This is a genomic window from Morganella sp. BCCO 40_0007, assembly GCF_032989665.1.
In the GTDB taxonomy this organism is placed as follows: Bacteria; Pseudomonadota; Gammaproteobacteria; order Enterobacterales; family Enterobacteriaceae; genus Morganella; species Morganella sibonii.
In genome coordinates, this window is sequence record NZ_JAVBIN010000011.1 from 173,414 (window position 1) to 186,592 (window position 13,179).

Genomic DNA, 13,179 nt, shown 5'->3' on the forward strand with positions numbered 1-13,179 from the left:
TGATGCGTAAAAACATTCAGGCAGCTATTTTTGCACACGCAGAATGTGAATATCCCCGCGAGTGCTGCGGAGTAATAGCGCAAAAATCCCGTGTGGTGAAATACTTTCCCTGCCGCAATATCGCGGCTACGCCGGAAGAGCATTTTGTATTATCGCCGGAGGATTACGCGGCTGCTGAGGATTGGGGTACGGTGACCGGTATTGTGCACAGTCACCCGGATGCTACCACTCGGCCGTCAGAACTTGATAAAGCACACTGTGATGCTCTCGGTGTGCCGTGGTATATCGTCAGCTGGCCGGAGGGGGATCTGCGGACTGTTCAGCCACGCGGTGAGCTGCCATTACTCGGTCGGCCGTTTGTGCTCGGGTTTACCGACTGCTGGGGGCTGGTCATGAGCTGGTTCCGGCAGGAACGTGGCATTGAACTGCCGGATTACCGGGGGGATTACCCCTGGTGGGAGCAGGGTGAGAACCGTTACGCCGATAACTGGCGGGAAGCGGGATTTATTCAGGTTGACGACCCGCAACCCGGTAATGTCATCGTGATGCAGGTACAGGCACCGGTTGCCAATCATGCCGGTATTTTATTGCCTGACAACATGCTTCTGCATCACTTATACGGTCACCTGAGTCAGCGGGTGCCGTATGGTGGTTACTGGCGTGACCGTACAGTGATGGTACTGCGTCATGAGCAACTGATATGACCCGCTCCGGCGGCTTTTTTTACGGGTGAAATATGTCACAGGAAATTATGGTGAAAATTGTACTCGGCGGTGTGCTGGGTAAAACCTTTGGCAAAATACATCAGCGCCTGGTCAGCACAACCTCCGAAGCGGTCCGTGCTTTATGCTGCACAATTCCCGGGTTTGAACGCTATCTGAATACCAGTAAATCCCGCGGCTTAACGTATGCGGTATTTCGAGGTAAAAAAAATATCGGGGTGGATGACCTCGTTTTTCCGGTGACGGATGATGTTATCCGGATTGTGCCTGTTGTGATCGGCAGCAAACGCGGGGGATTGCTGCAGGTTATTTTCGGCGCGGTGATGGTGGCTGCTGCGTTCTGGACAGGCGGTGCGTCAGTGGCGGCATGGGGAGCGATGCATACCGGGCTGGCCATGACCGGCGTATCCATGATGCTGGGCGGTATAATCCAGATGTTGTCCCCGCAGCCGGGCGGACTTGCCATGAAAGACCAGGGCGAAAATAAGCCATCATATGCATTCGGTGCGCCGGTGAACACCGTTTCTCAGGGCTATCCGGTACCGATCGGTTATGGTAAGCGCCGCATAGGCGGCGCGGTTATCTCAGCCGGAATTTACGTCGAAGATCAGCAGTAACTTTCCCTTCAGTTATTCAGCAGGAAATCCACAATGACACAAATCACAGGCCGCAAAGGTGGCGGTGGCAGCCCGCGCACGCCCGTCGAACAACCGGATGATTTACAGTCCGTTGCCAAAGCTAAATTGCTGATCGCTCTCGGGGAAGGTGAATTTGCCGGTGAACTGACCGGGAAGACTATTTTTCTGGACGGTACGCCGCTGCTGAATGCTGACGGGTCGGAAAACTTTCCCGGCGTAGTGTGGGAATACCGTCCCGGCACCCAGGCACAAACCTATATACAGGGGATGCCTGCGGCGGAGAATGAAATCACCGTTGGTACCACCGTGCAGAGCAGCACGCCGTGGGCACACGCATTCACCAACCCGCAGTTGTCTGCTGTCCGCGTCCGCCTGAAATGGCCGTCCCTGTTCCGCCAGGAGGATAACGGGGATATGGTCGGTAACGAGGTGGCATACGCCATTGATTTACAGACTGACGGCGGGAGCTGGAAAACCGTTGTGGACGGACGTGTAAAGGGCAAAACAACTTCCGGTTATGAGCGTACCCACCGCATTGATCTGCCGCAGTCGGCCACATCCTGGACACTGCGTGTGCGTAAAATCACGGCAGATGCCAACAGCGCAAAAATTGGTGACACCATGGTGCTGCAGAGTTACACCGAGGTGATTGATGCCAAACTGACCTATCCGCATACCGCGCTGCTGTATATTGAGTTTGACTCAAAACAGTTTAACGGCTCCATCCCGCAGGTCACCTGCGAGCCGAAGATGCGGATCATCCGTGTACCGTCAAACTATGACCCGGAGCACCGGACGTATTCCGGTACCTGGGACGGTTCGTTTAAATGGGCATGGACCAATAACCCCGCCTGGATATTTTACGATATTGTGGTTTCTGATCGCTTCGGCCTCGGCGACCGCATCAAAATGCAGAATATCGATAAATGGGAGTTGTACCGGGTTGCGCAGTATTGTGACCAGCCGGTACCGGACGGCAAAGGTGGCAGCGGTACTGAGCCGCGCTATATCTGTGATGTGTATGTGCAGGATCGCAATGAAGCCTATACCGTGTTGCGTGACTTTGCAGCTATCTTCCGGGGTATGACCTACTGGGGCGGCAATCAGATTATCACCCTGGCGGATATGCCGCGTGACATTGATTACAGTTACACCAAAGCCAATGTGCTGGACGGTCGTTTCACCTATTCCGGCAGCAGCAGTAAGGCCCGCTATTCCTCCGCGCTGGTATCGTACTCAGATCCGCTGAACGGCTATGCTGATGCGATGGAGCCGGTGTTTGAAAATGAGCTGGTTTACCGGTTCGGCTTTAATCAGCTGGAAATGACAGCGATCGGTTGTACCCGGCAGTCAGAGGCCAACCGCAAAGGCCGCTGGGGCATCCTTACCAACAACAAAGACCGCGTGGTGACATTCGGTGTGGGGCTGGACGGTAATATCCCGCAGCCGGGCTACATCATTGCGGTGGCGGATGAAAACCTGTCCGGGAAAGTGACCGGCGGCCGCGTCAGTGCGGTGAATGGCCGGAGTATCACCCTCGACCGCAAACCGGATGCCGCGCCGGGTGACCGGCTGATGCTGAACCTGCCGTCCGGTAAATCACAGGCCCGCACCATCGAGATGGTCACAGATAACGTGATAACTGTTACCACGGAATACAGCGAAACGCCGGAACCGGAATGTGTCTGGGTGACGGAGTCAGATGAGCTGTACGCCCAGCAGTACCGGGTGGTGAGTGTGACCGAAAATGACGATGGCACATTCACGATATCTGCAGCGATGCATGATCCGGACAAATACGACCGGATAGATACCGGCGCGGTACTCGATGAGCGTCCAATCAGTGTTATTCCGCCCGGCAACCAGTTCCCGCCGAAAGATATCACCATTAACTCTTATTCTGTCGTGAATCAGGGGATCAGCATTGAAACCATGCAGGTAACCTGGTTACCTGCAGAGAACGCTATTGCCTATGAGGCACAGTGGCGGCGCGATGACGGCAACTGGATCAACGTACCGCGTAATGCCACCACCTCATTTGACGTGCCCGGGGTTTATTCCGGACGCTATCTGGTGCGGGTCAGGGCGATTAATGCGGCCGAAATCTCCAGTGGCTGGGGGTATTCAGAGGAAACCAGACTGACCGGTAAAGTTGGTGACCCGCCGGTGCCGCTGAACTTTCGCGCGAGCACGCTGGTATTTGGGATCAAACTGAACTGGGAGTTCGGGAAATTCACGGAAGATACCCTGAAAACTGAAATTCAGTACAGCAAAACCAACGACGGGCAGAATCTGTTACTGCTGGCCGATGTGCCGTACCCGTCCCGCTCTCATGAGCTGGCCGGTCTGGCTGCCGGTACCGCGTTTTATTTCCGCGCCCGGCTGGTGGACAAAAGTGGTAATTATTCAGCATGGACCGATTATGTCAGGGGGATCTCTGAATTTGATGCAGGAGAAATACTGGCTGATTTGTCAGGGAAGATAGGCCATGACCAATTAGCACAGGACCTGCTGACCGAAATCAACAGTAAAGCTGACAGCAGTGTGGTCAGTGCTCTGGACGAGCGTATGTCGGATATTGGCGGGGAGGTGACTGAGGCAACTTCTCAGGTACAGGCGTTGTCCGGTAAACTGGACAAAGTAAAGGCTGATTTAACAGAGTCAGTTGTTGTTGATCTGGATCTGTCAGCATTAAGTGAAAATACGTATTACCCGGTTATTCTCCCTCTGACGACCTCCCGCCGCTATTACTTCAGGGTATTTCGTACGCTGGGGCAATACGGAGATAACAAACCCGGTTATGCAACTCACGGCTCCGGGGGGTTTGCCATGATTGTTGAGTGGCAGGTGAGCGGTTCAGGATGGGGGACTCAGTCTGAAAACCGTATTATTGATAATGTTGACTGGCGATGGACAAATCAGTCTCCTGTCATGGGCCCTGCGCAGTTGACTCACAGCTCAGTGGAATATGTGTATTTACGCGGAGGCGCAAAATATCAGCTGACCAGGCATAAAAGTGTCAGTCACCGGATTGTCACTGATACTTACACAGGTAACGGGCAATCTGTTACACCAAAAGGTTTTGTCGCCGGTGAAATACCGGTGTCCGGTGAACAGCGGTTTAATGCCACAGCAAATGCGGTGAACCGGCTTGAAACTAGTGTGACAGAGGTTTCAGGAAGGGTCACATCAACTGCTCAGCAGGTGACACGTCTGGAAAGTCAGGTCGGGGCGGATTCGGCAAAAATTGAACAAACGTCAAAGGTTCTTACTGACTTAAACGGCAGGATTTCTGCATCGTGGACAATGAAAGTCCAGCTGGACAGCAAAGGGAATAAGGTCATTACAGGTATCGGACTGGGATTTAATGCTCAGGGGAACAGTCAGTTTCTTGTTAATGCTCAAAACTTTGCAGTGATATCGTCACTGAACGGGAAAGTAGTAACCCCTTTTGTCATTCAGAACGGGCAGGCATTTTTTAACGATGCGCTAATCAGCCAGGCAACGATTGATAAGTTACTGGTCGGTAACCACATCAGATCAGTGAATTATGAAACAGGCCGGAACGGGTATTTTCTGAATGCGCAGACCGGAAATGCAGAATTTAACAATGGAGTGTTCAGAGGGACCCTGGACGGTGTGGACGGTCGTTTTACGGGGACGATATATGCGGAGAGACTGGTCGGGGATGTTGCGGTTGCCGCTTCGTACCCGCAGGCATCCGCACAAAATACACATGGTGGCGGGGGAGGCTGGACTACGGCAACGTCTGTAATTACTTACGCAGGGGGAATGCTTTATGATATGACGTTAGTACTTCCTTCGATAACTGCCATTATTGAAGATAATTTCGGCAATCCGCGTCCGGTATCGGGAGAACTGCGATTCAGTATACGTGTGGATGGCGTTGGTCAGCAGGCAACTTCTCAGTGGTCAGGACTGAGTGTTATGGGATCAGCTCATGCGGTTATTCCTCGTGGACGAAAGAATGTGAAAATAGAAATTGAAGTGGGGGTCAGGCATAAAGGCAGGGCACATGTGGTTCTGAGGGAAGGGGTTGTGATGGCCTTCAAACGCAGTTCCGCATCATTCAGATAGCGGGGACGGAGAAAGCTCATGGTAAACTGCGCCGGTGGTTACCGGCGTGGTCTGTGACTGTATTCTGTCAGGATGTTGCGCTATGTGATCCGCCGGAATCCACCCGACTCGATGTGCGTATGGAAATGCCGCAGGACTCTGTATGGAATGTGAAACAGCGTGAACTGGCCGAACAGATGGAGCATGAATATGCAGAGCGAGAGGAGCAGGAAGCAGCAGATCAGGCCGGAGATTCAGGGGAATACAACAAAGCCGCGCTGGGGGATGTATGGCGCGGCAATCTTTGCATGTATTAGCTCGGTACAATGAGTAGCGGGATGCTGCATAGTCACTATCGCTGTTAATAAAAACATGTTTTAAAAAACAGTATTGACCTAAAATCTCAAATCAGTAAATTAGTACTCAACAGCACAATGAAAGTGATTAGTAAGTTAGTGAATAGAAAGAAGTACTGGGTTAAGCCATTTTGCTTTATAGGCCACGAAGTTTGTTTTTTGGGATGTAGTTCGCCTTCAGGCCGCGTAGTGATTGTGCTGGTTCGCAAAATGGTACTGTTAGCGCGATGATGTAATGCCTTGTTTTTTTAGTTGATGCTGATGGTTTCGTTTTTTGATAGTAACCGTATCAGCAACGGGTAACGCATCAAAGAGTATATGTCGCGATGGGTGATGTGCTTGTTTTAGTTGCCACGCTTAGGTTTTGAAAGCGCAGGCAGTGTATAACGGAATAAATAGAGGGAGGCTTTTTAGTATTAATGCCCAATATTATCTGTAGTGAACGGGTACATTTGAAAGTAGTATAAATAGCTGTATCACTTTATTAAGTCTATTAATGTTAAATCTGAAGTCTGTAGTACCTTAAAAGCCCTGGCTACAATGGTCAGGGCTTTTAAGATTACTAACCCCGTTGAATTGTAAATTTTCCTAACAGATTACTGACAAAATTAATCTTGCTTATCAACTCATATGAGTCCAATATGAGCCATCGGTTTGGTATACAGACCTTATGAAAGCAGTTTTAGTAAAGCAGTCCTCATTTCAAGCGTTATCCTTAGATACTCTTCTGCATGAGCCTCCTCCTAAGTGCCCAATAAGTCCTTATCTGCAAGCAGGCCATGTTCGCCACAACGTGTGGCTCAAGAAAATTAAAGGAAGTATCTATGTCGAATAAAATGACTGGTTTAGTAAAATGGTTTAACTCTGACAAAGGTTTCGGCTTCATTACGCCAACTGACGGCAGCAAGGATGTTTTTGTTCATTTCTCTGCCATTCAGAGCAACGATTACAAAACGCTCGACGAAGGCCAGAAGGTTGAGTTCTCGATTGAGAATGGTGCCAAAGGTCCGGCTGCCGGAAATGTTGTCGCGCTTTAATTGCCGATAACGACACAGACACTTACGACAGCGATGACGGCACTGGCCTGAGCAGATAAGTGAACGTGACAAAACCCCGCCTCGGCGGGGTTTTGTGTTTCATGGATGGCATGCAATGACAAGGGTGACGATCATTTTACTGCTGTTGCTGGAGTGAAAAAATGAAACCAAATAGTGCAAATCCAATGATGGTGACAAAAAGAAAGCCGATTAGTAATTTCCAACCCAACACCATTCCTCCCTAAGTCCTTTATAGATAATCATATTCATGATTCACTGGTCAAGGATGTCTGTTCTTCGCTCATAGCTGACTACCGGATTTGATTTCAACGGGTAATGCATGTGACGCACGATATTAGTAAAAATCAGATTGATGAGACAGCCAAACTTCTCTATCATTAACTGTATATACGTACAGTTAATCGGTTTTGAGTATGAAACTTGTCAAGATCAACGATGATACAATTTTGACATTGCCTCTGTTCCTGGAGCATGTTCCAGCTGGGTTCCCGTCACCGGCGGCGGACTATATCGAGGACCGCATAAACCTGAACAGTGAGCTGATCCGGCATCCTGAAAGCACCTACCTGCTCAGGGTTGAAGGTAGTTCGATGATAGATGCAAATATCTTTGATGGCGATGTGGTTATCGTGGACAGCGCGGTAACCGCCGCTGAAGGCGATATAGTGATTGCCAGTTTTGAAGGTGAGTTTACTGTCAAAAAATTGCAGCTGTCTCCGGTGCCTATGCTGATCCCGATGAATCCGGATTATCAGCCTATCGCAATCAGCAGTGAGCAGGATTTGCAGATCTTCGGTGTGGTCACCTACATCATCCACCGGGCGCGGTAATGTTTGCGCTGGTGGATGTAAACAGCTTTTACGCCAGCTGTGAAAGAGTATTCCGGCCAGACCTGACAGGTAAGCCGGTTATCGTCCTGAGTAATAACGATGGCTGCGTGATTGCCCGTTCAGCAGAGGCAAAAGCCCTCGGCATCAAAATGGGGGCGCTGTATTATGAGTGCCGAGATTTTTGCCGCAGAAATAATGTGGCCGTATTCAGTTCAAATTACGCGTTATACGGCGATATGAGCAGCCGTGTGATGACATTGCTCTCATCCTTTGCACCCGCCACAGAAATCTATTCTATCGACGAAGCCTTTCTCGATTTTACCGGCATGACCAGGACATTCAGACTGGAAGATTATGGTCGTGAGATACAGGCTGCTATTCTGCAGAAAACACACCTTCCGGTCGGCGTTGGGATTGCACCGACAAAGACACTCGCAAAACTTGCCAACCATGCAGCAAAAATATGGAAAAAAACCGGCGGAGTGGTCGACCTTTCTGATCCTCTGCGCCAGCGTAAATTACTGGCATTGATACCGGTCAGTGAAGTGTGGGGCATTGGTCGGCGCATATCGGCCAGGCTGAACACAATGGGGATTAGCACGGCATCAGATTTGGCGAATGCTGCACCGGCGACTATCCGTAAAACTTTTGGTGTTATTACCGAGCGCACGCTGCGGGAGCTGAACGGAGAACCTTGTATCGAGCTGGAAGAAGTCAGAAAGGTGAAACAGCAGATCCTCTGCTCCCGGTCGTTCGGTACCAAAGTGACGGACATTGTCACCATGAGAAAGGCCGTATGTGAATATGCTGAACGGTCAGCTGAAAAACTCCGGGAAGAAAAACAACGCTGCCGGATGATCGGGCTGTTTGTGCAGACCAGCAGACACGCGAACGGGCTGGGCTATGCGAATAGTGTAAACATCTCACTCGAGTATCCCAGCTGCGACACGCGGGACATCATTAATGCTGCCATGAGAGCACTGGATGGCATCTGGTGTGATGGGTACCGGTATTATAAGGCCGGTATCATTCTGTCAGACTTCACTGATTCAGTTGTGACACAGTTCGATATGTTCGCTACCCGGCAGCCATTCAAAAACAGCGACGAGCTGATGAAGACCATCGACACAATAAACAATAGTGGGCTGGGCCGTGTGTGGTTTGCCGGTAAAGGCAGTGACAGTGGGTACAAGATGAAGCGCGAAATGCTGTCACCGGCATACACGACAAATTTCAGTCAGCTGCCGGTGGTGAAAAGTTAATGGCGCATAAGCGGGGCAAAGGGTTGTTGCAACAGTGCAAGCTGTTTAAACCGTGGCTCTGCATTGAATAAACGTATTGAGTCAAATCACAGATAGAGCAGTGTAGTATTTTGGTTGAAGTACTGGTTATCAAAACTAAAACAAAACTCAAAGCAATCAATAGGTTGAAAAAACGAGTTTTACCCGTATATAAGTATGGCTTTAGTGCCTTTTAGTTATATTAATCATGGGGTTATATGTTGGGTTTCAATCTACTGCTGCGCCACATGGGCTGGTTTGAGGCTGCTGACTTAATCGTTAAAGGAATGGAAGGGGCAATCGCTGCCAAGACCGTCACTTACGATTTCGAGCGTCTGATGGAAGGCGCTAAGCTCCTGAAATGCTCAGAGTTTGGTGACGCAATCATCAAACACATGTAATTAAGTTTACAGTGAAATAGTTAACGGGAACTTATTAGTTCCCGTTCTTTTTTTTACCACTGAAAATCTTCCCCAAAACGTCCCCAAAACTCTTCCCCAAAACGGTACAAAATTTGTACGGTTTTGGGTGTGTTTAAGATTTAGCTGAGTGGGGTTATAAGCAAGCGGGGCTGCTTTGAGCGAAAAGCGGAAGTTCAGAATGTATACTTACTTCGATGCTTGTTAAGCAATGGGGAGTAGGTCAGCAATTTATTGTGAAAGCAATAACACTAATAGTATTAGTGAAGAGGCTAAAGATTTGTTTAGAATCCGCCCCCTTAAGAGGCGGTATTCTTGGCAAACATTTTATTTACTGTTTATCAATTGCAATAATGGGATCTCAGCTACATCATTAGGAATATAGGGGTCATCTTCTTTTAAATTAACCCCAATACAATCAACATCATTTAACCCAATTTCCCAAGCCCACCTAACATCTAACGTACTCATTTCTATCCCTAAACTATCTCTTTGTGGATGCTCAGGAACAATATTTTTTAACATCGCATCACATCCAAGATAGAATTTTCCACAGGTCTGATACGCAGTAAGAAATCTTTCTAGATTGACATTGCTATCAGGAGTCATCGTATTAATTCTACTGATCATTGTCATTCTTTTAGTTAATGGAGTTGTCATCATATTTTCAGATATTAGTACTCTATAATGAGTTGGGTTTTTAACTGAGATGCCCTTGACAATACAAACCCGTAATCTGGCTTTACTATCTACCAAGCCTACTGATGATATAAGATCTTTAAAAATATCCTCACCTATATCGGGGTGTTTAAATAATAGATATAATCCTGGATAACACGATTTTAATTGAGCGAAGCCTACTCCTTGCCAGCGTGTTCTATCCCATAGACGAGGTTTGATTAGACTTTGTATGGAATAATCTTTATGTGTTATATTTTCGAAATTAAGTTCCTCTTCAGGCATTCTTCCTTTACCATGTGTTGGAGCTTTTATATCCTCGATCTCCAACACTTTCGAAAATTCACTATCCCAGGATTTATCTCTTAAAAGAGGGTAAGTTTTCTTTTCAGAATTGGTGGAATAAATTTTCTTAATTTGTTGATCAATATCATTACCAAGAATATTTTCAATAGATTTGATACAGGCACCAAAACTAATTGCTCTGTCGAATGCAGCATCTTCGAAGATCATTTTTTCAATGTATTCTGTATTTTTAATAAAAAATAACTCAGGGAGAAGGTCAAACACTAATTCCTTGAATTCATTAGTGATTTTTTGTTGTGCCTCGATTCTAAAATCACTTACATCAAAACCAGCGCAATTTATTGTAAGATTTAGTTTTCCACTATTGCTATTTATTTCATGTGATAAGGATAAGTCATCATCGTCATCTGCTATTACTTCAATAATTAAAAATGCTTCTTTAAGATAGATGTTGTCAATCGTACAGGTTGCAAAAGCACCCTCTAAAAGTGATAAGACATTAGTTGAAAACTCTATAAATGGTGACCGATTCGGAAAGTTAATTTCTATAGTGCATCCAAAAATAAAAGATGTATGTACTCCTCGTTTGTCATGGTTATCTTTTATGCCCTTACTATTAAATCCTGTATCAAAGTCACGTATTTTTTGCAAGAAATCATTATGATCTTTATCGGCAGTAACTTCGTACTCACGTTCAAAATCTTCAATATAACCTAAAGCATATTTAAGACATCCCGATGATACAAAAAGGCCTAATCTATCGAGTTCATCGGGGATATTACTCTGTCGATTTATTCCCTTTAGGTCAGTGTTCAAAATGAGTTGACTTATGTAAAAATCGACTTGCTGATTTTCTTTATCGCCGAACGAGCTATCACTGATATTGTCGTTAATTATTAAAAACAGTTCATACCATAAAAGAGCATGTGCTAATTTCCCTAGTTTTATTTCTGTTAGACATAAATTATAATAAATTTCAGCCTGCTTTAAAGATATTTCATCATACTTCCAGAAGTTATCTGTAATCAAAGAAGCGGATAGAAGCAAGCATGAACGTGAACTCCATAGCAATCCAATGGATTCGTAAGCATAAGCAATAGCTTTTAATGCTAATATAAATTTATCTCGTGATTCCTCTTTATAGAGTGGAATAAAAGATTTTCCTAAATACTTGATTGCCTGATAAGGGTGACCATTTTGAAGCCTCTTTATACCTCTTCGCAGATTTAATAATGCCCCTTTAACTTCACCACCTCTAACAGCAGATTGCTCAGCCATATAGTCTAATAAATTTTCATATGCATCTACATCGAAAAAAATGTCATCTAATTCGTTCAAAAGTTGGAAGTTTTTCTCAAACGGATAGCCTATTAAATTCCCACTATTTTTAAAAATTTCATGTAACTCTTCAAATACAACCGAAGCATCTTCTACATCTGAAAACGTTGTGAGTTTATAAATGGCTTTGTGAGTTCTCGCTGTGAGCGCATTACTGGGACGTGAATCATCGTCAGCTATCTCATCTAGTTTGGCGAGCATGTTACGTTCAATATTCTCAATGTCGATTGTAGATATTGCGTTGTTAAGTCTAATATAACTTTTATGAACGGTTACTAAATTTAAAACTTTTTCCCATTTTGAGGAATTAGTTGATGATGCTATACTTTCATACGCTAATTGAAGGTTTTCTTCGAAGAGATTAAAATCTTCCATCCAAAAATGGGATTTCCAAGCGTATTGATAATACGCATCTAGCAATTGTTGATTAGTCCCGAATTTTTTTGAGATTTTTATAGCTCTTTCAAATAGGCCTTGTGTTTCAATTAGTGGTTTCTCAAGTTCAGCGCTTAACTCTGCAATTTCTAAAAATATATCCACTTGTTCATATGAAATTTCAGCAGGGCTTATTTTCTCTCTGATATACTCGGTTAATTCTTCATATTTTTTATTTTTCTTATAATCATTTTCTCCAAAAACAACTTCTCTTTTATATTGCGTTGGAACTGACAATGAATCAATGACCAATTGCTCAAAATGGTTTTTGTAAATTTGATCTAATAGCCAATTAATATCTAATATACGGACATCTATTCCAGTTTTTGTTTTTAGTGTATCCTCAACCTCGGAACGAATATTGGACTTTGCAGATTGATTCGTTACGCAAAATACTTTAGTATACCCACGCTCTGTTTCTTTTATCTTAAGTACATCTTCATGACATTTTTTCTTCCAGTCTTTACGTGTACTTACCGCAAAGGCCCAACGTTCTTTATTTGATGCTTCATTAACTCCTTCGAACCAAAGAAGCTTATTCTGTTCCGAAACAGGGTATGTTTGTGTGTCAGTTTTACCATCCCCCCCTGCTACAGGACCAGTCTGTTCAAGGAGATTAGGGCAAATTATTTTTTCACATATTTTTTTTGCAAAATCCTCGAATTGTAATTCTTGATTTCTTGTATTTAGCGTAGAGAGGAAGTGTTCCAGTACAACTCTATCTAAAGTACCAGTCTCTCTGATTGTTGAATCAGAAAACTTTTCAGGGCGACGGCGCCTTAGAAATTCTTTAGATGAAAATTTGGTTTTCTGTACATTCATGATTGTGACGCTCCTCTTGCTATCGACAATAAACCTTTGTATGCATCAACTAGATTTATGGTTCATACTGCTTTTTTTGAAGAAAAAATTGCGGAAGTTTATTTCTAGACAAGCTATCTATGTAATCACTATACCACTGCATCTGTAAGCACACCCGTTTCAGTTCCACACACTTTTTGAGATTTCGTTATTTTCAGCTAATAACCGGTATTCTTCCGGT

At 45.6% G+C, this 13,179-nt stretch carries 9 protein-coding genes; 8 read left to right on the forward strand and 1 reads right to left on the reverse strand.

Features of this window, described 5'->3' with window-relative positions; genetic code table 11:
* Positions 1–2 precede the first annotated feature (2 nt).
* The 8 genes from R5268_RS14795 to R5268_RS14830 all read left to right on the forward strand — a co-directional run bounded on the left by R5268_RS14795 (position 3) and on the right by R5268_RS14830 (position 9,362).
* Positions 3–704: a C40 family peptidase gene (locus R5268_RS14795; protein ID WP_317419724.1), complete on the forward strand. Its 702-nt coding sequence runs from the start codon at positions 3–5 to the stop codon at positions 702–704.
* A gap of 32 nt (positions 705–736) precedes the next feature.
* Entirely contained in the window at positions 737–1,339 is a 603-nt protein-coding gene (locus R5268_RS14800) for a tail assembly protein (RefSeq protein ID WP_049245947.1), read from the forward strand.
* 33 nt (positions 1,340–1,372) lie between these two features.
* Positions 1,373–5,458 carry a DUF1983 domain-containing protein gene (locus R5268_RS14805; protein ID WP_317419675.1) on the forward strand — a complete coding sequence of 1,362 codons (4,086 nt, stop codon included), beginning with the start codon at positions 1,373–1,375 and terminating at the stop codon, positions 5,456–5,458.
* Between the two features lie 53 nt (positions 5,459–5,511).
* Positions 5,512–5,754, forward strand: coding sequence for a hypothetical protein (locus R5268_RS14810; protein ID WP_317419674.1), 243 nt, complete (start codon positions 5,512–5,514; stop codon positions 5,752–5,754).
* Between the two features lie 863 nt (positions 5,755–6,617).
* A complete protein-coding gene (gene cspG, locus R5268_RS14815) occupies positions 6,618–6,830 on the forward strand; it encodes a cold shock protein CspG (protein ID WP_080199908.1) in 213 nt (70 codons plus the stop codon).
* Between the two features lie 434 nt (positions 6,831–7,264).
* On the forward strand, positions 7,265–7,681 hold the full coding sequence (umuD, locus tag R5268_RS14820) for a translesion error-prone DNA polymerase V autoproteolytic subunit (RefSeq protein WP_218454252.1): 417 nt from the start codon (positions 7,265–7,267) through the stop codon (positions 7,679–7,681).
* Positions 7,681–8,943 carry a translesion error-prone DNA polymerase V subunit UmuC gene (gene umuC, locus R5268_RS14825; RefSeq protein ID WP_218454251.1) on the forward strand — a complete coding sequence of 421 codons (1,263 nt, stop codon included), beginning with the start codon at positions 7,681–7,683 and terminating at the stop codon, positions 8,941–8,943. Before umuD ends, umuC begins: the two co-directional genes overlap by 1 nt.
* A gap of 239 nt (positions 8,944–9,182) precedes the next feature.
* Positions 9,183–9,362: an isocitrate/isopropylmalate family dehydrogenase gene (locus tag R5268_RS14830; protein ID WP_181816635.1), complete on the forward strand. Its 180-nt coding sequence runs from the start codon at positions 9,183–9,185 to the stop codon at positions 9,360–9,362.
* A 345-nt stretch (positions 9,363–9,707) separates the two neighbouring features.
* On the opposite strand, the gene R5268_RS14835 is transcribed toward R5268_RS14830, so the two are convergent.
* Positions 9,708–12,959 carry a hypothetical protein gene (locus R5268_RS14835; protein ID WP_317419673.1) on the reverse strand — a complete coding sequence of 1,084 codons (3,252 nt, stop codon included), beginning with the start codon at positions 12,957–12,959 and terminating at the stop codon, positions 9,708–9,710.
* Positions 12,960–13,179: the final 220 nt, after the last annotated feature.